The organism is Paracoccus pacificus (assembly GCF_042680785.1).
Lineage (GTDB): Bacteria > Pseudomonadota > Alphaproteobacteria > Rhodobacterales > Rhodobacteraceae > Paracoccus > Paracoccus pacificus.
Genome location: NZ_JBHUEN010000010.1, coordinates 40,163 through 61,556 on the forward strand (window position 1 = coordinate 40,163; position 21,394 = coordinate 61,556).

The window sequence follows — 21,394 nt, forward strand, 5'->3', positions numbered from 1 at the left end:
GACATGAAATCTGACTGGTTTGGTCAACCGAAGGGGATGGCGATGCTGCAAGGCGCGCGCGTTTTGCTGATCATTGGGGGCGGAATCGCCGCCTATAAGGCGCTGGACCTGATCCGGCGGCTGAAGGGCGCGGGCGTCGCGGTCACTCCGGTTCTGACCCGTGGCGGCGCCGAGTTCGTGACCCCCCTGAGCGTGTCCGCCCTTGCCGCCGAGCGTGTCCATCAGGATTTGTTCGACCTGACCACCGAAGCCGAAATGGGTCATATCCAGTTGTCCCGCTCGGCCGATCTTGTTGTCGTCGCGCCGGCGACCGCCGATCTGATGGCCAAGGTGGTCGGCGGTCTGGCGAATGATCTGGCATCGACGCTTTTGCTGGCCACCGACAAGCGGGTGCTGATGGCGCCGGCGATGAACGTGCGGATGTGGCAGCACCCGGCGACGCGGCGCAACCATGAAACGCTGGCGCGTGACGGCATCCTGTTCGTCGGCCCGAACGCCGGCGAGATGGCCTGCGGCGAGTTCGGCGACGGCCGCATGTCCGAACCGGCCGAGATTCTGGACGCGATCGAGGCGGCGCTGAAGGACGGCCCTGCCGCTTTGCCGCTGATGACCTCGACGGCCGTGGTGCGGCCTGCTTTGCCGGGCCCGGTGAATGGTCCGCTGAGCGGGCGCCACGTCATCGTGACCTCGGGCCCGACCCATGAGCCGATTGATCCGGTGCGCTATATCGCCAACCGATCCTCGGGTGCGCAGGGCACCGCGGTGGCGGCGGCACTGCGCGATCTTGGGGCGCGGGTCAGTTTCGTCACCGGACCGGCCGACGTGCCAGCCCCTGCCGGGGTCGAGGTGATCCGGGTCCAGACCGCGGCCGAGATGCGGCAGGCGGTGGAAAAGGCGCTGCCGGCCGATATCGCGGTGATGGCGGCGGCGGTGGCGGATTGGCGGGTCGCGAATGCCTCGGACCGGAAGATCAAGAAGGACGGCAAGGGCAATCTGCCGGTGCTGGAGTTTGCCGAAAACCCCGATATCCTCGCCTGGGTCAGCCAGTTGTCCGAAGGCAGGCCGGAACTGGTGGTGGGATTTGCCGCGGAAACCAATGACGTGGTTGGCAACGCGACGGCCAAGCGGGCCCGGAAAGGCGCGGACTGGATCGTCGCCAATGACGTCTCGCCCGCGACCGGCATCATGGGCGGGACCGAGAATGCGATCACGCTGATCACGGCGGACGGATCCGAAATCTGGCCGCGCATGCCGAAGGAACAGGTCGCGCAGCGGCTCGCCGACCGGATCGCGAGGGCGATGTGATGAAGCGTGCCTATTTGGACTGGAATGCGACCACACCGCTGCGCCCCGAGGCGCGTCAGGCGATGGCCGATGCGATGGACATCTCCGGCAACCCGTCCTCGGTTCATGCCGAGGGCCGGGCCGCGAAAATGGCGCTGGAGAAAGCCCGAGAAACCGTTGCCACCACTATGGGGGCCGAGGGTGCGGATGTGATCTTCACCTCATGCGCGACGGAATCGGCGGCACTTCTGCTGGAGGGCAGGGAATATGCGGCGGCGCGGGTCGAACATGACGCGATCCTTGCGTGGTGTGACCCGGCGCTGGCTGTCGATGCCGAAGGGCGGGTCACGGTGGACGATCCCGGGCGCAGCACGTTGCAGATCGCCAATTCGGAAACCGGCGTGCTGCAAACGCTGCCCGAGGGGCTTGCGGTCAGCGATCTGACGCAGGGTTTCGGAAAGATACCGCTGGCCTTCAACTGGCTGGGGATCGGGGCGGGGCTGGTCTCGGCCCATAAACTCGGCGGGCCAAAGGGGATCGGCGCGGTGGTGCTGCGCAAGGGAACCGAGCTTGCCGCCCGCCTGCGTGGCGGCGGTCAGGAACAGGGGCGGCGCGCGGGCACCGAAAACCTGATCGGGATCATGGGCTTTGCGGCGGCGGCGGCGGCGGCGCAGCGGGATCTGGAAACCGGCGTCTGGGACCGGATCAGGGAGTTGCGCGACCGCTTGCAGGCCGATCTTGGCGGCGCGGCCGAGGGGGTGATGTTCCCGGGCGCCGGTTCCGAACGGCTGCCGAATACGCTTGCCATCGTGACCCCGGGATGGAAAGGCGAAACGCAGGTCATGCAGATGGATCTGGCGGGTTTCGCGGTTTCGGCCGGTTCCGCCTGTTCATCGGGCAAGGTGCATGCAAGCGGGACCTTGCAGGCGATGGGTGTTTCACCCGATATGGCAAGCAATGCGATCCGGGTCTCGCTTGGGCCGGTGACGACGGATGATGATATAGCGCGGTTCACCGACGCATGGCTGGCCGCCCATCGGCGCTGGCGGCAGCGGGCGGCCTGAGCGGTGAAAGGACAGGGGCGGTGCCGCCCCGGAAAGGATGACAATGGCCAAGATCGACACAGCAGATTTCGAGGTGCGCGAGGGCGTAGACCGCGAAACGGTCGAAACCGTGGCGAACATGGGGTCCTACAAATACGGCTGGGACACCGATATCGAGATGGAATATGCCCCGAAGGGGCTGAACGAGGATATCGTTCGTCTGATCTCGGAAAAGAACAACGAACCCGAGTGGATGACCGAATGGCGGCTGGCCGCCTTCCGGCGCTGGCAGACCATGACCGAACCACGCTGGGCGATGCTGAACTATCCCGATATCGACTATCAGGAACAGTATTATTACGCCCGCCCGAAAAGCATGGAGGTCAAGCCGAAGTCGCTTGACGACGTTGACCCGAAGCTGCTGGCGACCTACGAAAAGCTGGGGATTCCGCTGAAGGAACAGATGATCCTTGCCGGCGTCGAGGGCGTGGGCCAGACCCCCGCCGAAGGCCGCAAGGTCGCCGTCGATGCGGTTTTCGACAGCGTCAGCGTCGGCACCACCTTCAAGGATGAACTGGCCAAGGCGGGGGTCATCTTCTGCTCGATCTCCGAGGCGATCCGCGAGCATCCCGAACTGGTGAAAAAATACCTCGGCAGCGTCGTGCCGCCCAGCGACAACTTCTTCGCCACGCTGAACAGCGCGGTGTTTTCGGACGGGTCCTTCGTCTATATCCCGCCGGGGGTTCGCTGCCCGATGGAGCTGTCGACCTATTTCCGCATCAACGCGGAAAACACCGGGCAGTTCGAACGCACGCTGATCATCGCCGACAAGAAATCCTATGTCAGCTATCTTGAGGGCTGCACCGCCCCCAAACGCGACACCGCGCAGCTTCACGCCGCCGTGGTGGAAATCGTCATTCTTGAGGATGCCGAGGTCAAATATTCGACCGTTCAGAACTGGTTCCCCGGCGATGAGGAAGGCAAGGGCGGCATCTATAACTTCGTGACCAAGCGGGCCGATTGCCGCGAGGCGCGGGCCAAGGTGATGTGGACGCAGGTCGAAACCGGCAGCGCGATCACCTGGAAATACCCGTCCTGCATCCTGCGGGGCGAGGAAAGCCAGGGCGAGTTCTACTCGATCGCTATCGCCAACAACCTGCAGCAGGCCGATACCGGCACGAAGATGATCCATCTTGGCAAGAACACGCGGTCACGCATTGTTTCCAAAGGGATTTCGGCGGGCAAGGCGCAGAACACCTATCGCGGGTTGGTGTCCATGCATCCGCGCGCCACGAACAGCCGCAACTATACCCAGTGCGACAGCCTGCTGATCGGCGACAAATGCGGCGCCCATACCGTGCCCTATATCGAGGTCAAGAACACCTCGTCCCGCGTCGAACATGAGGCGACGACCAGCAAGGTCGACGATGACCAGTTGTTCTACTGCCGCTCTCGCGGGATGGACGAGGAAGAGGCCGTGGCGCTGATCGTGAACGGTTTCGTGCGCGACGTGTTGCAAGCCTTGCCGATGGAATTCGCGATGGAGGCGCAGTCGCTGGTCGCGATCTCGCTGGAAGGTTCGGTCGGTTAGGCCCCACGCGCCCCCGAAAAGGGTGCCGGGTGGGAAAAGACGGTGCGGTGGGGATGTCGCCGGTTTGGCGGCATCATCGGCCGCGGAAGGATTTGGATGCAGGTAGCGCAGAACAATCAGGGATCGGCCTGGCGTCCGGAACTGACGTTTCCGGCCGGCGTCGCGGAATGGGTGAAGGACCATTACCGCGCCGCCCCTGTCATTCTGGAATACGGCTCGGGCGGGTCCACGGTCATGGCGGCGGAAATGCCCGGCAAGACCATTTTTACCGTCGAATCCGACAAGGGCTGGCTGGATAATCTGCAAGCCTGTCTGGATCGGCTGGCGCCGCCCTCGGTCCCGCATCTGCATTGGGCGGATGTCGGGCCGACGATGGCCTGGGGCCGCCCCCGGAATGAGGCGAATTGGCGCTTGTTCCACCGTTACCCGCTGTCGGTCTGGGACCGGCCCGATTTCGTGACGCCCGATCTGGTGCTGATCGACGGCCGGTTCCGCGCGGCCTGCTTTGCGACCGTGCTGTTCCGGGCGGAAAAGCCCGTGACGGTGCTGTTTGACGATTATACCGACCGGACGGAATACCATCTGGTCGAAGAATGGGCTAAGCCCGTCGAAACACGGGGACGTATGGCGCGATTCCAACTGGAACCGCGCCGTCTTACCCCGAACGAAATTACGCGCTTTGTGGCTTTGTTCGGACAGATCCGCTGAGGCGCGAACCGGAAAGAGATAAAGGATCACCATGCTGAAAATTGAAAACCTGCACGTGAAGCTTGAGGAAGAAGACAAGCAGATCCTCAAGGGCGTGAATCTGGAAGTCCCGGACGGTCAGGTCCACGCGATCATGGGCCCGAACGGCTCGGGCAAGTCGACGCTGTCCTATGTGCTGTCGGGCCGCGACGGCTATGAGGTGACCGAGGGAACCGCCACGCTGGACGCCGCGGATCTGCTGGAGATGGAGCCCGAGGAACGTGCCGCAGCCGGGCTGTTTCTGGCGTTCCAGTATCCGGTCGAAATCCCCGGCGTCGGCAACATGACCTTTCTGCGCACGGCGCTGAACGCGCAGCGCAAGGCGCGCGGCGAGGATGAGGTATCGGCAGCCGAATTCCTCAAGCTGGTGCGTGAAAAGGCCAAGACGCTGAAGATCGACGCCGACATGCTGAAGCGGCCGGTCAACGTCGGCTTCTCGGGTGGCGAGAAAAAGCGCAACGAGATCCTTCAGATGGCGCTTCTTGAACCCAAGATGTGCATTCTGGACGAAACCGATTCGGGTCTGGACGTGGATGCGATGCGTCTGGTCGCGGATGGGGTGAATGCGCTGCGCAGCGCCGGGCGGTCGTTTCTGGTCATCACCCATTACCAACGCCTGCTGAATCACATCAAGCCGGACGTGGTGCATATCATGTCCGACGGCCGCATCGTGAAAACCGGGGGTCCGGAACTGGCGCTTCAGGTCGAAAACGAAGGCTACGGCGATATTCTGACGGAGGCCGGTTGATGGCAGTCGACGCAGCAGAGAAAAAGCTGACCGAACCGGCCGGCGCGAACCGCGCCGCGGTCGCCAAGGGCGGCGAGTCGCCCCTGTCGCGGCGGCTTGACGGGGTTGCGCTGCCGAAGGGGGGCTTCACCTTTGACGCGCGGGCCAAGGCGCGCGCGCGGCTGGAAACGATGGGATTGCCGGTCAAGCGCGACGAATACTGGCGCTATACCGACCCGGCACCGTTCAACGCCGCCACCCCCGAAGAACTGGCGGTCACCGACCGCGCGGCGGGCGATCTCGCGTTGTTCGAGACGTTGGACCGGCTGCGGCTGGTGTTCGTTGACGGGGTGCTGGACGAAAGCGCCTCGGACAGCCTTGAGGGGCAGGGGTTGACCATCGACCTTCTGTCGCGCGTCGATGTCGGCGGCGCGCATTGGGCGGCGGAAATCTACGGCAATCTCGAGGCCGCCGGGCAGAATCCGGTGCCCCGCCCGCTTGCGGCGCTGAATACCGCGCTGGCCGTCGAAGGCGTGCTGATCCGCGTCACCGGCAAGCCCGAACGCCCGGTGCATCTGGTTTACCGCCGCCGAGACAAATCGGCCGATGTGATCCTGCATCACGTCATTCTGGTCGAGAAGGGCGCCGAGCTGACGCTGCTGGATACCGGCGATGTCGGCGCGCGCAGCAATATCGTGACCGAGGTGCAGGTGGCCGAAGGCGCGCATTTTCATCACGTCGCCTCGCGCCGGACCGAGGGCGCGCGTGTCGCCCTGTCCCATATCTTTGCCCGCGTCGGTGCCGATGCCCGGTTCAAATCCTTCGCGCTTGCCGTGAACGGCAGCCACATGCGGCAGGAATCCGTCATCGACATCGTCGGCGATGATGCGGTTGCCCATGTCGCGGCGGCGGTTCTTGGCGATGGCAGCGACGGCACCTTCCACCACGACGATACGGTCTTTGTCACCCATGCGGCCGAGCGTTGCGAAAGCCGTCAGGTGTTCAAGAAGGTGCTGAAGAACGGTGCTGTGGGCGTGTTCCAGGGCAAGATTCTGGTCAAGCCCGGCGCGCAAAAGACCGACGGATATCAGATCAGCCAGGCGCTTTTGCTGGACGAGGACAGCCAGTTTCTCGCCAAGCCCGAGCTGGAGATCTACGCCGACGACGTCAAATGCAGCCACGGCTCGACCACCGGCGCGCTTGATGAAACGGCGCTGTTCTATCTGCGCTCGCGCGGGGTGCCGCGTGACCGGGCCATCGTGCTGCTGGTGCTGTCCTTCCTTGCCGATGCCTTGGCCGAGGTCGAGGATGAGGCGTTGCGCAACGAAATATCCGAGCGGCTGGAGGGCTGGTTGACCCGCCACACCGCCGCGCACGCCGGGTAAGGTGATGGCGGCATCGGGCAATTCGGCATCGGCGGATCGCAGCATCGTGCTGCGGGTTCTGCGGACTTGGGTGCAACCCGCCCGCGTGCTGCGCGGCATCGCGCGGCAGGGGGTATCCGAGGCCGGGCTGATCGTCATGCTGATCGGCGCGCTTGCGGTCCTGCTGGTCGCGCAACTGCCGATGCATGCGCGCGCGGCGCAGCTTGACCCCGCGGTGCCGTTTCAGGCCCGGCTTGGCGGCGCCCTTGTCGCGGTCATGTTCATGATGCCGCTGATCGCCTATGCGGTCGCATGGCTTGCGGGCGTGATCATGCGGCTGGCCGGGCGTCCGATCACCGGCCTTTCGTCGCGTCTGGCGCTGTTCTGGGCGCTGCTCGCGGTATCGCCGGCAATGCTTTTGTCGGGTCTGCTTGCCGGCTTGGTGGGGCCTTCGCTTGGGTTGACGGTGACAAATATCATATGCGGCGTGGCTTTCGCGACATTCTGGATCACCGGCCTTTGCGTGCTGTCCGCCCCGAAACAGGTGGCTCCATGACCGGCGCCCCGACAATCGCCGATATCGGCCGGCTGATGGTGCTGACCGTGCGCGATCCGGCCGCGGCGGTGCGCATATTGCGCGGGCTGAACCTGACCATGGCGGCGCGCTGGACGGGTTATGCGCTGGTCGTGGTCCTGTCCGCCATGCTCAGCCTGATCGTGGTTCTGACCCTGCCCGACACCGGCGATGCGCAAAACCCTTATCAGGAACTGGGGCGCCATCCCGTCGCCGTGGCGATCACGCAAGGGCTGGTCATCCTGCTGGTGGCATGGCTGATGACCTTTGCGGGGCGCGTTTTCAAAGGCCGTGGCTCATTCGCCGACGGGCTTTTGCTGGTCACCTGGGCCGAGGCGATTCTGCTGTCGGTGCAGGTCATCGCCTGGCTCGCGATACTGATCCTGCCGGGACTGGGCATGGTGCTGACCATGGCGCTGGTGCCGCTGTTTCTTTGGCTGATGGCGAATATGGCCCGCGAACTTCACGGCTTTTCAAACCTGCCGATGGTGTTTCTGGGCATGATCGCCACCGCAATGGTCGCGGGCATGGCGCTGTCGGTTCTGGCCGCGGCGCTGGGTATCGTGCCGCCCATGCCAATCGAGGGGTAAGCCATGTTCGACGTCGATGCGGTTCGCGCCGATTTTCCGATCCTGTCGCGGCAGGTGAACAACCGCCCGCTGGTCTATCTGGACAATGCCGCCAGCGCGCAAAAACCGCAGGTGGTGATCGACGCCGTCTCGAACGCCTATAGCGGCGAATACGCCAACGTCCATCGCGGGTTGCACTATCTGTCGAACCTCGCGACCACGAATTACGAACGGGTCCGCGCCATCATCGCGCGCTTTCTGCACGCCCCGCATGAGGATGAGGTGATCTTCACCTCGGGCGGGACCGAGGGCATCAATCTGGTCTCCTACGGCTGGGCCGCGCCGCGACTTCAGGCCGGCGACCAGATCGTGCTTTCGGTGTTGGAGCATCACGCGAATATTGTGCCATGGCATTTTCTGCGCGAACGGCAGGGTGTCGAACTGGTCTGGGTGGAACCCGAGGCAGACGGCAGCCTGCCACCCGAAAAGATGCTTGCCGCCGTCGGACCCAAGACCAGGCTGATCGCGGTCAGCCATATGTCGAACGTGACCGGAACCATCGTCGACGTGGGCGCGATTGCGCAGGGCGCGCGTGCGCTTGGCGTGCCGGTGCTTGCCGACGGCAGTCAGGCGGCGGTTCACATGCCGGTGGACGTGGGCGCCCTTGGCGTGGATTTCTACGCGATTACCGGACACAAGCTTTACGGCCCGTCGGGTTCGGGTGCGGTCTGGATTTCCCGCGCCCGCCAGGCCGAGATGCGGCCCTTCATGGGCGGCGGCGACATGATCGACACCGTGACCCGCGACAAGATCACCTATGCCGCGCCGCCCCTGCGGTTCGAGGCCGGCACCCCCGGCATCGTCAACCAGATCGGCCTTGGGGTCGCGCTGGAATATCTGATGGGTCTCGGCATGGACAAGATCGCCGCGCACGAACGGGGCTTGCGCGATTACGCCCGTGCCCGCCTGCGCGAACTGAACTGGCTGAACGTGCAGGGCGACGCCCCGGACAAGGGCGGCATCTTCTCGATGACGATGGAGGGGGCGCATGCGCATGACCTTTCCACGATTCTCGACAAGCGCGGCATCGCGATCCGCGCCGGCACCCATTGCGCCATGCCGCTGATGGAGTTTTACGGCGTCACCGCCAGCGCCCGGGCCAGTTTCGCCATGTACAACACCCCCGCCGAGGTCGATGCGCTGATCGACGGCCTGATCTTTTGCCGTGAGCTTTTTGGCTGAATTCGGCGTTGCAGCCCCGGTTCTTTGCCGCTATTGAGGCGGTTACGCACCCGTAGCTCAGCTGGATAGAGCGTTGCCCTCCGAAGGCAAAGGCCACACGTTCGAATCGTGTCGGGTGCGCCATTTCAGAACAAAACTATGAACGCCGAACGCCGCCGATTTTCGCTGGAAGCGGCGAACGGCGTTTCTGACTTTTCCGATATCGGCTTTTTGGTGCGGGTCGCGGTATCGGTCGCCTCACGTCACGGGGCGACCGACGGTGTTCGCGGGGTGTGCTAACGGTTAACCCGTGGTCTGCCGTTCAGCCCGCTTTACGCATTTCAGCCAACGTCGCTTGCGCGCCCTTCAGCAGCAGCCCGAGATCGACGGCGCCCGCGACGAACTGATAGCCCCAGTCGCGATAACGGCGGGCGTCGGTGGGGTTGGTGGCGAGGATGCCGGGGGCCTTGCCGACCGCCCTGATCAGCGCTGCCGTATCGCGCAGCACCGATTGCACCTCATCGGCGCCGGTGCGGCCCAAGTGACCCATTGAGGCGGCCAGATCGGACGGCCCGATGAACACGCCATCGACCCCGGGCACCGCCGCGATCTCCTCCAGCCGTTCCAGCGCGGCACGGGTTTCGATCTGCACCAGAACCGCGATCTGGTCGTTGGCCACCTCGAAATAATCCGAGGTCAGCCCGAAGCGGCTGGCCCGCGTGCCGCCGGCCACGCCACGGATGCCCTGCGGCGGATAGCGGGTGGCGGCGACGGCGGCGCGGGCCTCCTCGGCGGTTTCGACGAAGGGGATCAGCAAGGTCTGTGCGCCGATGTCGAGCGCGCGCTTGATCAGCACCTTGTCGTTCCACGCCGGCCGCACCACCGCCGAAGAAGGCCCGGCGGCGGCGGCCTGCAACAGCGGTTGCAGCGCCCCCAGATCGACCGGCGCATGTTCGGTGTCGAACAGCAGCCAGTCGAAGCCGATCAGCGACAAGGCTTCCGAGGCGACGGGACTGGCCAGCGACAGCCACAAACCGTCAAGGGTCTCGCCCGCCAGCAGCCGGTGTTTGAACTCGTTACGCGGAGCTTCCATGGCGCCCCCTCACACAAACTGCACGGCGACGCTGCCGAGCGGGCCGAAATCGGCATGCAGCGTATCGCCTTTCCTGGCCCAGACCGGGCGGGTGAAGCTGCCCGACAGCATCAGATCGCCGGGCTTCAGCGTCACGTCGAACGGCGCGAGCTTGTTCGCCAGCCACGCAATCGCCATGGCCGGATGACCCAGCACGCCCGCGGCCAGACCCGTCTCCTCGATTTCCGAGTTGCGGTAGAAGACCGCGCCGATCCAGCGCAGGTCGACCTCGTCGGGACGCACCGGGCGGCCGCCCAGCACGATCCCCGCCGCCGCGCCATTATCGGCGACGGTGTCGAAGATCTTGCGCGGCTCGGTCACGCGGGCGTCGATGATCTCGATCGAGGGCACCACCCATTCCGTCGCCCGCAGCACATCGACCAGCCCGACATTCGGCCCCTTCAAGGGCTCCTTCAGGATGAAGGTCAGCTCCGGCTCGACGCGCGGCACGCAGAAGCTGTCGAAGGGAACTTTCGCCCCGTCCGCCAACACCAGATCGTCAAACAGATAGCCGTAATCCGGCTCGTCGATCTTGGACGCCGCCTGCATCGCCTTCGAGGTCAGGCCGATCTTGTGGCCGATGATCTTCGCCCCCGCCTTCACCTTGGCATCGGCCACCGCCGAGGAGATCGCATAGCTGTCGGCGATCTCGATCTCCGGGAACATCTCGGACGGACGCATGCCCTGCACCTTGGTGCGGTGACTTTCCAAGAGGCTTTCAACCGCGCGCGCGCGTTGGTCTTCGGTCAGCATATGGGGGCCTTTCAGAGTTTGACGCAGACGTTGCGAAGTTCGGTATAGAATTCCAGCGAATGAACCCCGCCCTCGCGCCCAATGCCGCTGGCTTTCGAGCCGCCGAAGGCGGTGCGCAGGTCGCGCAAGAACCAGCTGTTGATCCAGCTGATGCCCACATCGACGGCCTTGGCGGTGCGATGGGCGCGGCCCAGATTGGTGGTCCAGATCGAGGTGGCGAGGCCGTAAGGCGTGTCATTGGCCAGTGCCGTCACCTCATCCTCGCTGTCGAAGGGGGTCAGATGGGTGCAGGGGCCGAAGATTTCCTCGCGCACCACGGCGCTGTCCTCGGGCAGGCCGGTCCAGACCGTGGGTTCCACCCAATAGCCGTTTTCATAGCCCTGCATTTCCGGCACGCCGCCCCCGGCAAGGATCGTCGCGCCGGCATCCCGCGCCTTGGTGTAATAAGACAGGACCTTGTCGCGATGCTCGGCGCTGATGACCGTGCCCATGGTCGTCGCCGGATCGAAGGGGTCGCCAAAGCGATAGCCGCGCGCCTTTTCGGCCAGCCCTTCGGCGAAGCGGTCGAAAATGCCGCGCTGGACATAGACCCGCTCGGTCCCCAGACAGACCTGCCCGGTATTGGCGAAACAGGCGCGGCCGATCCCTTCCAGCGCCGCGTCCAGATCGGCGTCGTCAAAAACGATGCCCGCATTCTTGCCGCCGAGTTCCAGCGAGACCGGGCGGACGCCCCTGGCGGCGGCGCGCATGATCGCCTCGCCCGTGCGCGTCTCGCCGGTGAAGGTGATGCCGTCGACACCGGGATGGCTGGTCAGAAACTCGCCCGCCGCATCGGGGCCAAGACCGTGGACGACATTATAGACGCCGGGCGGGATGCCGACGGCATTCATCACCTCGCCCAGCAGGGTGGCGGTGGCGGGGGTTTCCTCGGACGGTTTCACCACCACGGTATTGCCGCAGGCGAGCGCGGGCGCGACCTTCCAGGTCATCAGCAGCAGCGGCAGGTTCCACGGGCAGACGACGCCGATCACGCCGCGCGGGCTGCGCAGCGCATAGTTCAGCGCGCCCCCGCCGTCCGGCGTCGCCATCTCGAAGGTTTCGGTCGAGGCGGTCAGGATCTGGTCGGCAAAGACGTTGAAATTCGCCGCGCCGCGCGGGATGTCGATATGGCTGGCGATGGCGCGCGGCTTGCCGGTATCGCGGATCTCGGCCGCCAGAAACTCGTCGAACCGGGCGTTGATGCCGTCGGCCAGCTTGCGCAGCAGGGCCACCCGTTCGGCGACCGGCATCCGACCCCAAGGCCCTTTCAGCGCCGCGCGGGCGGCGCCGACGGCGGCATCGACCTCGGCCCGGCCGGCGGCGGAAACCTCGCCGATGACCTCGCCCGTGGTCGGGAAATGGTTGGCGAAGGGCTGGGCCGAGCCTTTGACGAACTGCCCGTCGATGAAATTGAGATAGGTGGTCAACGCGAAGTCCTTTCAAGAATCCAGTTCGGGGTCGCCCGCGGTCAGGTGATCCCACATGCGTTCGAAAATCCGCCCGGCGCGAGTGGCGCGTCTGGCGGCCTGATCGGGCGGAATGACCGGCGCAGTTTCGGCCAGACCCGCGGCCAAAGCCGCCAGCTCGATCCGGCACATATCCTCCAGATAGAAGGCGAGGCCCGTCGCTTCCTGAAGGCTGGCGCCTGCCACCACAGCGCCATTGCCGCGCATCAAAAGCCCGGCGCTGTCGCCCATCGTGTCGATCGCCGCCGCCGCCCCGGCATCGTCGCGCAGCAGTTGGATGTCGTCCCACAGGCCGGGCGCGGGCGCGAAATAGGTGCCGAAGCCGTGGCGCATCTTTGGCACAACGCCAAGCGCCGCCAGCGCCATCACCGAAGGCCCCATGAAGCGGATGACGCCGCCCGCCTCAGGGCGCCGCGCATAGATCTGCTGGTGCAGCCGCACCTCGCCCAAGACGCCCTCGGGCAGCGGGCCGTCAACCGGGACCACGGTGCAGGCCTCGCCCACGGCGACCTGCGCCATCGGTCGGGCGGGACAGACCAGAAAGCTGTCCTGATCGATACGGGCCGAGCAATGGCCGTAGGCATGGACCAGCCCGGCGCGGCCAAGCGCGCGGGCAGCGATGCGGACGGTGCGGGCAAGATCTTCCATCATTCGTCCTTGAAGGCGGCGATATTCGGTTTCGCGCCCCAGTGGCAGAAGCCCTTCGGCTCGAAATGGAACTGCCGGTCGCGCCACAAGGGCTCGTCATGGATCTCGCAGACGCCGGTGGAATATTCGAAGGTCATGCCCTCGGGCCCGCTGAAATACAGGAACTGCGCCGAGGAGGTCGGATGCCGCCCCGGCCCGAAGGTGATGTTCACCTGATTTTCGCGCACGAAGTTGAAGCTGCGCTGGATGTCGTCGGCGCTTTCGACCTGATGGTTGATGTGCTGAATCCCCGCCTTGTGATAGGGGAACAGCGCGATCGAATGATGGATCGTGCCAAGTCGCATCAAGGGCGCGTCGCCGATCCGGTCCGAGACGCGGGCATTGCAGACCTGCGTCCAGAAGGCTTCGTCACGCTCGGGATCCGTGGTGCAAAGACCGACATGCGAAAAGCCGGTGATGCCCGCATCGCGGGTGCCGTGATAGCGGATCCCCGAGGTGGTCGGGCGGACGACGAATTCGATGCCGTTGCCGGTCGGGTCGCTGAAGCGGATGAAGGCGCTGACATGGCGCGCCTCGCATTCGGCGCGGGTGCCGACATGGACCCGGTGGCCAAGGTTTTCCAGCGTCGCCGCCGCGCGTTCCAGATCGTCGGCCGAGCCGATTTCGAAGGCCGTCACCTGATCATCGGGATTGCCCTCGAAATAGCACAGTGTGTGTTCGCGCTGGTCCGATTTGAAATAGGTGGCACCCTTGCGCCGCTCGCTGACCTGAAGGCCCAGGATGTTGACGGCGAACCATTCGGCCCCCGCCAGATCGGTGGTGCCGAGACGGCAATAGACCACGTCCTTGAGTTCGATCATCTCTCCCTCCCTGAAAATTCGGGGGCGTCGCTTTGCGATCCCCAGACATCGTGAGATTGCGGCGTATCGGGGAACTGGCGCGGGCCGCGCGCCGCGATCTGCGGCCCCTGTTCGGTTTCGGCGGCATAGCTGAAAAGGATGCCCGAAGGTCCGCGCGCAGTCACGAAAACCGCGCCCGAGGTGGGCTGCCGCCCCGGCCCGTGAACCACGGGCACCTGCCGGTTCTGGAAGTGGTACCAGTTCTGCATCACGTTATTGAGGCTTTCGACCGCCCAGACCGCGCCCAGAAGCCCGTCCCCGTCCGAGGGATAAAGCGCGATCCGATGATGGGCATCGTCGATGCGCAGAAAGACCGCATCGCCCGCCCAGTCCGAAACCTCGGCGCCGATGCCTTCGGTCCAAAACCGTTCGTTAGCGGCAATATCTGTGCAGGCCATTTGAACGGCCTGAAACTCGGTGATGCCGGCATCGCGCGGCCCGTGATAGCGCCAGCCCGAGGTCAGCGGCCGCCAGACCAGTTCCACCTCGACCCCGTTCGGCGCCGTCACCACCAGACCCGACTTGACCTGACGGCGCGCGCAGGCGGCACCGTCCAGACGCCGCGGGCTCCAGCGCGCCAGCCGGATCTCGGCCGCGTCGATATCCGCGGCGCTGCCCACGGTAAGCGCCGCCGCCTGCCCCGGTTCGGTCGAACAGCACAGCGCATAGTTCCGCGCATCGGATCGGAAGCGGGCATCGGTCTCGTCCCGGTCGGCGGGCTGAAGGCCGAACACTTCCGTCGCGAAGGCGCTGGCGGCGGCGAGGTCATCGACGAAGAACCGAACATAACGAAGGTCGCGATAGGCGATGCTCATTCTATTTCCTTTCCGGTACCGGCGGAAACCGGCTGGCGGCGCGCGGCGCGCCGCCGCGTCGGGTCATTTCGCCGCTTCGGCCTCAAGCTCGATCAAGAGCGGCGTGCGCTTGCGCCAATCCTCATACCAGGCCTCGATCGCCGGTCCGAAAAAGCTCCGATCGACGGTGATCACCGGCACCGAGGTGCCTTTCAGATCGGCCAGATATTTTGCGTCGATATCGGCATAACGTCCGACCATGGCGTCAATCTCTTCGCCCATCACCTTGGTGATAAGGGCGCGGTCTTCTTCGGACATGGTTTGCCATTTCCGCGCCGAAGCAACGGCGATCATCGGGAACATCATGTGGTTGGAATCGATGATGGTGCCGGCCTGATCATAGTATTTCGAGTTCCACGTGCCCTCGAAGTCGATTTGCATGCCGTCGACCTGACCGTTTGCAAAGGCGTCGTACAGCGCGGGCAGGGGCATCGGGGTCGGTGCAGCGCCCAGCCGGGTCCAGAAATCAAGCTCTTGCGCAAAGGGAACGGTGCGGATTTTCTTGCCCTTGAGGTCGGCGACCGTCTCGGTCTTTCCCTTCATGACGATCTCGCGCATCCCGGCCATGCCCCAGGCGATGCCTTGCAGGCCGAACTTGCTGGTGCCGGCCAGAAGTTTGCCCGCGACCTCGCCTTTCAGCAGATCCCGCGCGGCCTGCGGCCCATCGACGATATAGGGCGCCAGAAAGATGCCATAGCTTTCGTCGCGATTGGCCAGCTCGCCCAGCGTCAGAAAGGCGAAATCAAGCGCGCCGGTCTGCAATTGCTGCAGCATCTGCGCCTCGTTGCCCAACTGGCCCGAGGGGAAGGTCAACAGGTCGATCCGTCCGTCGCTTTCGGTCTTCAGCCGCTCGCCGATGGTGGTGGCGGTCTTGGTCCATTCATGCGGTGGCGGGGTGATCAGGCCGATACGGTACTGCTCGGCCGTCGCCGTCATCGTCCCAAGGCAAAGCGCGACCACCGCCCCCGCGATCGAAGTGAATTTCATTTGTTTTCCTCCCCTTTTTGAATGTTTCCAGATTGCAGCCGGACCCACGCCGGCGCGTGTCATCGCATCAGGCCGATCAGGCTTGTCGACAGCGCAGGGAACACAACGATCAGCAACAGCACCGCCAGCACGGCAATAAAGAACGGCAGGAGCAGGCGCGCCAGCCGCTCGGCCCGCACATTGCCCATAAGCGCCGCCACGAACAGTCCGGTCCCGACCGGCGGGGTCAACAGCCCCAGCGTCAGATTAAGACAGACGACGACGCCGAAGTGGAATGGGTCGATCCCATAGACGCCCGTCGCCACCGGCAGGAAAACCGGCACGATCAGGATGATGGCGGGGATCGGGTCGGTGATCATGCCAAGGCACAGCAGCAGCACGTTTAGCATCAGCAGGAAAACCACCGGCGAGGCGGTCATGGCCTGCATGGTCGACGCGACCAGCGCCGGCAGGTTCTCGAACGTCAGCACCCAGCTGAACACCTGCGCCGCCGCGATCAGGAACAGAACCGCCGCCGAGGCGACGCCGGCGTTGGCGAAGGCTTTGGGAATGTCTGACCAATGCATCTCGCGATAGACGAAAAGCCCGACCAGAATGGCGATGAGGCTGGCGATTGCCGCGGATTCGGTCGGGGTGGCCAGACCGCCCAGGATCGAGCCGACGATCGCGACGGGAATCAGCGCCGCCGGCAGCGCGTCGCGCACGGCGTGGATGCGCTGGGCCAAGGTCATCGCTTCGTTGCGGGGGAAGGCGTGGCGATGGCCAAGCCAGGCGATGACAGCGATGAACGCCACGAAAATGATCAGCCCGGGGATGATGCCGGCGATGAACAGGTCACCGATCGGGATCTGGGCGATCACGCCATAGATGATGAACAGCATCGAGGGCGGAATGATCGGCGCCAGCAGCCCGCCGGCGGCGGTGATCGCCATGCTGACATCGCGCGGATAGCCGGCCTTTTCCATCTCGGGCACGGCCAGCCGCGACATGATGGTGATCTGCGCCACCGTTGAGCCAAGGATCGACGCCATCATCATGTTGGCGCAGAGATTGACATAGGCCAGCCCGCCCCGGACCCGGCCTAGAAAGGCCATGGCCAGCGCCATCAACCGCCGGCCGATGCCGCCGGCATTCATGAACTCGCCCAGCAGGATGAACAGCGGCAATGCGATCAACCCGTAATTCTCAAGCCCGCCGTAAAGCTGCTGCGGAAAGCTTTGCAGCATGATCGTGTTGCCCGAGGCGAAGATGTAGATCAGCGCAAGCAGCGCCAGCGCGAAGGCGATCGGCGCCCCGATGGCAAGCAGCGCAAGGAAAGAGCCGGCGACGATCATACGGTCACCTCTGTCGTCGAGCTGTCGCGGATATGGCGCATCAGCGACATCGCGACGTGGAATGTGCCGGTCAGGCAGAAGATCGGCAGGATCAGCCAGAACCAGACCTTGCGGACGGAAAGCGTCATCATCGGCTCTTGCCATGTGAAGTTGAATCGGCTTTGCGCCAGCGCGTCGGCCGAGCCGGCAGCGATCAGCCCGGGCAGGTCGAGCCAGTTCCAGACCAGAACCGCAAGGATCGCAAAGAAGCTCAGCAGCACCAGATCGACCAGAATGGCTAGGACATGCCTGCCGCCGGGCGCCAGCGCGTCGGGCAGCAGCGTGACCGCGATATGCTGGCGCCGCGCCAGACCCAGCGAGGCGCCGATGAAGGCCGCCCAGATCATCAGGTTGATCGCCAGCTCATCGCTCCAGATCAGGGGCCTGCCGACGCTGCGCGAAAAGACGTTGGACAGCAGGATAAGGAAAACCGCGGCGGTCACGATGCCGATGGCGACCGTCTCCAGCCGCGCCAATCGGCGCTCGAACCGCTCAAGCCCCGCCAGCAGACCGCCCTGTTCGGTATCAGTGACGGTCGCAGCAGGTGGGTTGCCTGTTGATTTCATCGGTATTCCTCCCAGTCACGATAAAATATCGAAATTTTACGTGTGTCAAACAATAAATTGATTTTATTTGGCTGAGGGCTTAGACTTCGTTCAGATATGCAAACGGATCATCACATGGGCGAAATTCCCCCTTTCGACGCGGATAAGACGTTGGCAGAGCGTGCCTATCGCCTGCTCCGCGAGGACATCGTGTCCGGTGCGCTGGCGCCGGGTCTGAAGCTGAAGATCGAGATGCTGCGCGATCGCTATGACATGGGCGCCGGACCGCTGCGCGAGGCGCTGGCCCGGATCTCGGGCGAGCATCTGGTTTCGCTTGTCGGCCAGCGCGGTTTCGTCGTAGCACCCATGTCGGCCGATGACGCGCGCGAGATCGGCCATCTGCGCAAGATGCTTGAGGCCGAGGCGCTGGCCCAGTCGATCCCGAACGGCGATCTGGATTGGGAAGAAAAGATCATCACCACATGGCATCGGCTTGAGCGGGTGGAGCGGCGCGAGCTTCAGCGCGTCGGCGACCTGGCCGAGTGGGAGCGGTTGAACCATGCCTTCCATGAGGCGCTGGTCGCGGCATGCCCGTCGGTCTGGCTGCTGCGCATGCGCGAGATGATGTTTCGCCAGCATGAACGGTATCGCCGCCTGTCACGGCAAAAAACCGTGCTGACCCGCGATCTGAGCATGGAGCACCGGCAGTTGATGGAGGCCGCGCTGGATCGCGATGTGGATGCCGCGGTCGCCACAATCCGCGCCCATGTCGAGCGCACCACCGAGGCGGTCGACGCCGCGCTGCGGGCGCGGAACGGCGCTGCGCCTGCCGGGGATATTGGTGTTCCTGCGCCGATGACCGGGGGCTGACCGGGCGCTGACGGGGCCACGGGTCGGGTCTGCACACGGCGTTTCAGCCCCGGCCTCAGCCGCGGCCAAGCTCCGCGGCGGCGGTAAGTTCGCGCGCGATGGCCCCCGATGCGCCATCGGGGCCGAATGCGCCGGCCATTCCGGTGGCGGTCACCACGCAGGCCAGCGAGCCATCGAAATCGAACACCGGCGCCGAAAGCGCCGCCAGTCCGGGAATGATAGTGCCGTCGACGAAACCGATTCCGTGTTCGCGCGTCTCCTCGACCGCCTGCCGGATCTTTTCCTGATCCTCCGGGCCGGCGGTTTCGAGTTCGGCCAGTTCCCGCGTTGCGTTCGGCGGCAGATAAGCCAGAAACACCAGCCCGGTCGCCGATCGTGTGACCGGCAGCACCCGACCAAGCCCGAGGCTGGTGACCAGCGGCCGGCCGCCGTGATGCGTGCGCACGATCACCGGGCCGTTGTCGCTCCACACGCTCAGATGCCCGGTCAGCCCGTGCCGGTCGAGCACCGCGTTCAGCGCGTTCTCGGCAAAGCCGATCACGTCCCGACGCCCCAGCGCGGCAAGCCCAAGCCGAATCGCCAGCGGCCCCAGATCATAGCGCGCGTCATTCTGCCGTTGCGAGGCCAGACCGATGCGAATCAGGCTGGTGAGATAGCGGTGCAGCTTGGCGGCCGGCACGCCTGTTTCGTCGCTGAGCCGCTTGAGCGTGATCGCCCCGTTCGCCTTGACCAGCGCCTCCAGCAAATGTCCGACGAAGTCGATCGACTGGACGCCCCTTCGTTCTTCGATGTCCGAACCGTCTGTCATTCCCGTCCGCTTTCCCCTGCGCATCCCTGCACTAGCACGGCGCCGGCGATTCGCAAAAATTTCCTATTGCGTAACGAATTACCTAATGCATAATGACCGCAACGAGGAGATTGAAATGAATCCACAACCTAACGATGAATTCCGGCAGAGGCTGTCAGCCATGGGCACCTCTCCGTTGTGGGATGTCCTTGACGCTCTGGTCACGCCGCACCCGGCGCCGCGCACCAAACCGGCGTTCTGGGCCTATGACGGCGTCAGGCCTTTGCTGATCGAGGCCGGAGACCGCATCACCGCAAGGGAAGCCGAGCGTCGGGTTCTGATTCTGCAAAACCCCGCGCTGCCGGGCGCGCATCGCGTCACCGATACGCTTTATGCGGGCTTTCAGCTTGTGCTGCCGAATGAAATCGCGCCTTCGCATCGCCACACCCAGTCCGCGCTGCGGCTGGTGCTGGAAAGCGATGGGGCATGGACCGCCGTCGATGGCGAGCGCGTCGATATGGCTGATTTCGATCTGGTCCTTACGCCGAACTGGCGCTGGCACGAACACGGCAATGACGGCGATCGGCCTGCGATCTGGCTGGACGGGCTCGATATACCGATTGTGACCGCTTTTGCCGGCGGTTTCGCCGAGCATCTGGGCAACAACCAGCCGCCCGCGCCTGCTGCCCCGGGCGACAGTCGCGCCCGCTATGGCTCATCGCTGAAGCCGGTCGCGGGAACGACGGCCGAGCGCACGGCCACGCGCTATCCTTTGTTCCATTTTCCTTATGCGCATTGGCGCGCCGCGCTGGCCGCGACGGCCAAGAACAGCGAAGCCGATCCGCATTTCGGTTATGCGATGGAATTCGTGAACCCGGTCGACGGCGGGCCGGTGATGGGAACGATCTCGGCTTTCGCGCAGATGATCCCGGCCGGCATGACCACCCGCCCGCGTCGCCAAAGCGGAAGTGCGGTCTATGTCGGCGTCGAAGGCAATGCGGTGGTCAAGGTCGACGGCGAAACCTATCGCATCGGCCCGCGTGATGTCGTCGCCGTGCCCAGTTGGGCGGAACTGACCATCGAGGCACCCGGCGCCGACGTGGTTCTGTTCAGCTACTCGGACCGTGCGTCGATGGAAAAGCTCGACCTGTGGCGCGAGCGGAGGGACTGATCGGTGACGCTGCTTTTTCAACCGCAACCGGCCACGGTTTTGAAAACCGTCGATGGTGATGACTATCCGGTCCGCCGGGTGTTCTGCATCGGGCGCAACTATGCCGCCCACGCCCGCGAAATGGGTCGCGACCCGGACCGTGAGCCGCCCTTTTTCTTCACCAAATGGGCGGATACCGTCGTCAATGCCGATGCCGCCGACCGCTGCATGATCGCCTATCCGCCCGAAACCTCGAACTTTCATTTCGAGATCGAGCTGGTCGTCGCGATCGGCCGCCCGGCGTTCCGCGTCGCGCCCGATGAGGCGATGGACCGGCTTTGGGGCTATGCGGTCGGGCTGGACATGACGCGCCGCGATCTGCAACTGATCGCGCGCGAGCATGGGCGCCCCTGGGATACCGGCAAGAACGTCGATCAATCCTCGCCCACCGGCCGGCTGGTGCCGGCGGCCACCGCGCTTGCAGGCGGCTTCAGACCGGATGCCGGCCGCATCCGGCTTTCGGTCGACGGCGAGGTCAAGCAGGATGCCGATCTGGCCGAACTGATCTGGCCGGTCGGCGATGTCGTCGCGCATATCTCGCGCTTCTACCGGCTTGAGCCGGGCGATCTGATCTTTACCGGGACACCGGCGGGGGTGGGGCCGGTCGTGCCCGGTCAGACCATGCGCGGCGAGGTTGCCGGACTGCCGTCCCTTGAAGTTCTTATCACCGAAGCCGTGGACGACGCCCCCTGACCCTGAGGAGAAAGGACG

General features: G+C 64.7%; 23 protein-coding genes and 1 tRNA gene. 14 read left to right on the forward strand and 10 right to left on the reverse strand.

What is annotated here, in order from left to right:
* Positions 1-42 precede the first annotated feature (42 nt).
* The 11 genes from coaBC (at position 43) to ACFSCT_RS03975 (ending at position 9,420) form a co-directional block, all read left to right on the forward strand.
* A complete protein-coding gene (gene coaBC, locus ACFSCT_RS03925; RefSeq protein WP_379140372.1) occupies positions 43-1,305 on the forward strand; it encodes a bifunctional phosphopantothenoylcysteine decarboxylase/phosphopantothenate--cysteine ligase CoaBC in 1,263 nt (420 codons plus the stop codon).
* A complete protein-coding gene (locus tag ACFSCT_RS03930; RefSeq protein ID WP_379140246.1) occupies positions 1,305-2,348 on the forward strand; it encodes a cysteine desulfurase family protein in 1,044 nt (347 codons plus the stop codon). The genes coaBC and ACFSCT_RS03930 overlap by 1 nt, the downstream gene beginning before the upstream one ends.
* Positions 2,349-2,391: 43 nt before the next feature.
* Positions 2,392-3,918 carry a Fe-S cluster assembly protein SufB gene (sufB, locus tag ACFSCT_RS03935; RefSeq protein ID WP_379140248.1) on the forward strand — a complete coding sequence of 509 codons (1,527 nt, stop codon included), beginning with the start codon at positions 2,392-2,394 and terminating at the stop codon, positions 3,916-3,918.
* A 96-nt stretch (positions 3,919-4,014) separates the two neighbouring features.
* The gene (locus ACFSCT_RS03940) at positions 4,015-4,626 is read left to right on the forward strand and encodes a hypothetical protein (RefSeq protein ID WP_379140250.1); all 612 of its coding nucleotides are present in this window, start codon (positions 4,015-4,017) and stop codon (positions 4,624-4,626) included.
* Between the two features lie 31 nt (positions 4,627-4,657).
* On the forward strand, positions 4,658-5,413 hold the full coding sequence (gene sufC / locus ACFSCT_RS03945; protein ID WP_379140252.1) for a Fe-S cluster assembly ATPase SufC: 756 nt from the start codon (positions 4,658-4,660) through the stop codon (positions 5,411-5,413).
* On the forward strand, positions 5,413-6,777 hold the full coding sequence (locus tag ACFSCT_RS03950) for a SufB/SufD family protein (RefSeq protein ID WP_379140254.1): 1,365 nt from the start codon (positions 5,413-5,415) through the stop codon (positions 6,775-6,777). The genes sufC and ACFSCT_RS03950 overlap by 1 nt, the downstream gene beginning before the upstream one ends.
* Positions 6,778-6,781: 4 nt before the next feature.
* A complete protein-coding gene (locus tag ACFSCT_RS03955) occupies positions 6,782-7,312 on the forward strand; it encodes a hypothetical protein (RefSeq protein WP_379140256.1) in 531 nt (176 codons plus the stop codon).
* The gene (locus ACFSCT_RS03960; RefSeq protein WP_379140258.1) at positions 7,309-7,920 is read left to right on the forward strand and encodes a YIP1 family protein; all 612 of its coding nucleotides are present in this window, start codon (positions 7,309-7,311) and stop codon (positions 7,918-7,920) included. The genes ACFSCT_RS03955 and ACFSCT_RS03960 overlap by 4 nt, the downstream gene beginning before the upstream one ends.
* Positions 7,921-7,923: 3 nt before the next feature.
* Positions 7,924-9,141, forward strand: a complete 1,218-nt coding sequence (locus tag ACFSCT_RS03965; protein WP_379140260.1) for a cysteine desulfurase — start codon at positions 7,924-7,926, stop codon at positions 9,139-9,141.
* 46 nt (positions 9,142-9,187) lie between these two features.
* Positions 9,188-9,264: transfer RNA gene (locus tag ACFSCT_RS03970), tRNA-Arg, on the forward strand.
* 15 nt (positions 9,265-9,279) lie between these two features.
* Complete coding sequence (locus ACFSCT_RS03975) at positions 9,280-9,420, forward strand: hypothetical protein (RefSeq protein ID WP_379140262.1); 141 nt, start codon at positions 9,280-9,282, stop codon at positions 9,418-9,420.
* Positions 9,421-9,442: 22 nt separating this feature from the next.
* On the opposite strand, the gene ACFSCT_RS03980 is transcribed toward ACFSCT_RS03975, so the two are convergent.
* The 9 genes from ACFSCT_RS03980 to ACFSCT_RS04020 form a co-directional block, all read right to left on the reverse strand.
* A complete protein-coding gene (locus ACFSCT_RS03980; RefSeq protein ID WP_379140264.1) occupies positions 9,443-10,213 on the reverse strand; it encodes an HpcH/HpaI aldolase family protein in 771 nt (256 codons plus the stop codon).
* Between the two features lie 9 nt (positions 10,214-10,222).
* Positions 10,223-11,005 (reverse strand): 2-oxo-hept-4-ene-1,7-dioate hydratase, encoded by a 783-nt coding sequence (gene hpaH, locus ACFSCT_RS03985; protein WP_379140266.1) that lies wholly within the window; start codon positions 11,003-11,005, stop codon positions 10,223-10,225.
* 11 nt (positions 11,006-11,016) lie between these two features.
* The gene (locus tag ACFSCT_RS03990) at positions 11,017-12,471 is read right to left on the reverse strand and encodes a 2-hydroxymuconic semialdehyde dehydrogenase (protein WP_379140268.1); all 1,455 of its coding nucleotides are present in this window, start codon (positions 12,469-12,471) and stop codon (positions 11,017-11,019) included.
* Positions 12,472-12,483: 12 nt separating this feature from the next.
* Positions 12,484-13,158 (reverse strand): class II aldolase/adducin family protein, encoded by a 675-nt coding sequence (locus tag ACFSCT_RS03995; RefSeq protein WP_379140270.1) that lies wholly within the window; start codon positions 13,156-13,158, stop codon positions 12,484-12,486.
* Positions 13,158-14,018, reverse strand: a complete 861-nt coding sequence (locus ACFSCT_RS04000) for a VOC family protein (protein WP_379140272.1) — start codon at positions 14,016-14,018, stop codon at positions 13,158-13,160. The genes ACFSCT_RS03995 and ACFSCT_RS04000 overlap by 1 nt, the downstream gene beginning before the upstream one ends.
* A complete protein-coding gene (locus ACFSCT_RS04005; protein ID WP_379140274.1) occupies positions 14,015-14,872 on the reverse strand; it encodes a VOC family protein in 858 nt (285 codons plus the stop codon). Before ACFSCT_RS04005 ends, ACFSCT_RS04000 begins: the two co-directional genes overlap by 4 nt.
* A gap of 63 nt (positions 14,873-14,935) precedes the next feature.
* On the reverse strand, positions 14,936-15,898 hold the full coding sequence (locus ACFSCT_RS04010; RefSeq protein WP_379140276.1) for a TRAP transporter substrate-binding protein: 963 nt from the start codon (positions 15,896-15,898) through the stop codon (positions 14,936-14,938).
* A 59-nt stretch (positions 15,899-15,957) separates the two neighbouring features.
* Entirely contained in the window at positions 15,958-17,232 is a 1,275-nt protein-coding gene (locus tag ACFSCT_RS04015) for a TRAP transporter large permease (protein ID WP_379140278.1), read from the reverse strand.
* Positions 17,229-17,837 carry a TRAP transporter small permease gene (locus ACFSCT_RS04020; protein ID WP_379140280.1) on the reverse strand — a complete coding sequence of 203 codons (609 nt, stop codon included), beginning with the start codon at positions 17,835-17,837 and terminating at the stop codon, positions 17,229-17,231. The genes ACFSCT_RS04015 and ACFSCT_RS04020 overlap by 4 nt, the downstream gene beginning before the upstream one ends.
* A gap of 114 nt (positions 17,838-17,951) precedes the next feature.
* Between ACFSCT_RS04020 and ACFSCT_RS04025 the strand changes: the two genes are divergently transcribed.
* On the forward strand, positions 17,952-18,686 hold the full coding sequence (locus tag ACFSCT_RS04025; protein WP_379140282.1) for a GntR family transcriptional regulator: 735 nt from the start codon (positions 17,952-17,954) through the stop codon (positions 18,684-18,686).
* Positions 18,687-18,741: 55 nt separating this feature from the next.
* Here the strand turns inward: ACFSCT_RS04025 and ACFSCT_RS04030 are convergent, their stop codons facing one another.
* Complete coding sequence (locus ACFSCT_RS04030) at positions 18,742-19,494, reverse strand: IclR family transcriptional regulator (RefSeq protein ID WP_379140283.1); 753 nt, start codon at positions 19,492-19,494, stop codon at positions 18,742-18,744.
* A gap of 160 nt (positions 19,495-19,654) precedes the next feature.
* On the opposite strand from ACFSCT_RS04030, the gene ACFSCT_RS04035 reads away from it, so the two are divergent.
* Complete coding sequence (locus ACFSCT_RS04035) at positions 19,655-20,644, forward strand: cupin domain-containing protein (protein WP_379140285.1); 990 nt, start codon at positions 19,655-19,657, stop codon at positions 20,642-20,644.
* A gap of 3 nt (positions 20,645-20,647) precedes the next feature.
* On the forward strand, positions 20,648-21,376 hold the full coding sequence (locus ACFSCT_RS04040) for a fumarylacetoacetate hydrolase family protein (RefSeq protein ID WP_379140287.1): 729 nt from the start codon (positions 20,648-20,650) through the stop codon (positions 21,374-21,376).
* Positions 21,377-21,394 lie beyond the last annotated feature (18 nt).

Bases quoted from the DNA above. Each gene is read 5' to 3' on its own strand.
- ACFSCT_RS03955 (WP_379140256.1), top strand. From the start codon at position 6,782: ATGGCGGCATCGGGCAATTCGGCATCGGCGGATCGCAGCATCGTGCTG.
- sufC (WP_379140252.1), top strand. From the start codon at position 4,658: ATGCTGAAAATTGAAAACCTGCACGTGAAGCTTGAGGAAGAAGACAAG.
- ACFSCT_RS03940 (WP_379140250.1), top strand. From the start codon at position 4,015: ATGCAGGTAGCGCAGAACAATCAGGGATCGGCCTGGCGTCCGGAACTG.
- ACFSCT_RS03975 (WP_379140262.1), top strand. From the start codon at position 9,280: ATGAACGCCGAACGCCGCCGATTTTCGCTGGAAGCGGCGAACGGCGTT.
- ACFSCT_RS04015 (WP_379140278.1), bottom strand. From the start codon at position 17,232: ATGATCGTCGCCGGCTCTTTCCTTGCGCTGCTTGCCATCGGGGCGCCG.
- coaBC (WP_379140372.1), top strand. From the start codon at position 43: ATGCTGCAAGGCGCGCGCGTTTTGCTGATCATTGGGGGCGGAATCGCC.
- ACFSCT_RS04010 (WP_379140276.1), bottom strand. From the start codon at position 15,898: ATGAAATTCACTTCGATCGCGGGGGCGGTGGTCGCGCTTTGCCTTGGG.
- ACFSCT_RS03950 (WP_379140254.1), top strand. From the start codon at position 5,413: ATGGCAGTCGACGCAGCAGAGAAAAAGCTGACCGAACCGGCCGGCGCG.
- sufB (WP_379140248.1), top strand. From the start codon at position 2,392: ATGGCCAAGATCGACACAGCAGATTTCGAGGTGCGCGAGGGCGTAGAC.
- hpaH (WP_379140266.1), bottom strand. From the start codon at position 11,005: ATGCTGACCGAAGACCAACGCGCGCGCGCGGTTGAAAGCCTCTTGGAA.
- ACFSCT_RS04030 (WP_379140283.1), bottom strand. From the start codon at position 19,494: ATGACAGACGGTTCGGACATCGAAGAACGAAGGGGCGTCCAGTCGATC.
- ACFSCT_RS03995 (WP_379140270.1), bottom strand. From the start codon at position 13,158: ATGGAAGATCTTGCCCGCACCGTCCGCATCGCTGCCCGCGCGCTTGGC.
- ACFSCT_RS04000 (WP_379140272.1), bottom strand. From the start codon at position 14,018: ATGATCGAACTCAAGGACGTGGTCTATTGCCGTCTCGGCACCACCGAT.
- ACFSCT_RS04035 (WP_379140285.1), top strand. From the start codon at position 19,655: ATGGGCACCTCTCCGTTGTGGGATGTCCTTGACGCTCTGGTCACGCCG.
- ACFSCT_RS04025 (WP_379140282.1), top strand. From the start codon at position 17,952: ATGGGCGAAATTCCCCCTTTCGACGCGGATAAGACGTTGGCAGAGCGT.
- ACFSCT_RS04005 (WP_379140274.1), bottom strand. From the start codon at position 14,872: ATGAGCATCGCCTATCGCGACCTTCGTTATGTTCGGTTCTTCGTCGAT.
- ACFSCT_RS03930 (WP_379140246.1), top strand. From the start codon at position 1,305: ATGAAGCGTGCCTATTTGGACTGGAATGCGACCACACCGCTGCGCCCC.
- ACFSCT_RS04020 (WP_379140280.1), bottom strand. From the start codon at position 17,837: ATGAAATCAACAGGCAACCCACCTGCTGCGACCGTCACTGATACCGAA.
- ACFSCT_RS03980 (WP_379140264.1), bottom strand. From the start codon at position 10,213: ATGGAAGCTCCGCGTAACGAGTTCAAACACCGGCTGCTGGCGGGCGAG.
- ACFSCT_RS03965 (WP_379140260.1), top strand. From the start codon at position 7,924: ATGTTCGACGTCGATGCGGTTCGCGCCGATTTTCCGATCCTGTCGCGG.
- ACFSCT_RS03960 (WP_379140258.1), top strand. From the start codon at position 7,309: ATGACCGGCGCCCCGACAATCGCCGATATCGGCCGGCTGATGGTGCTG.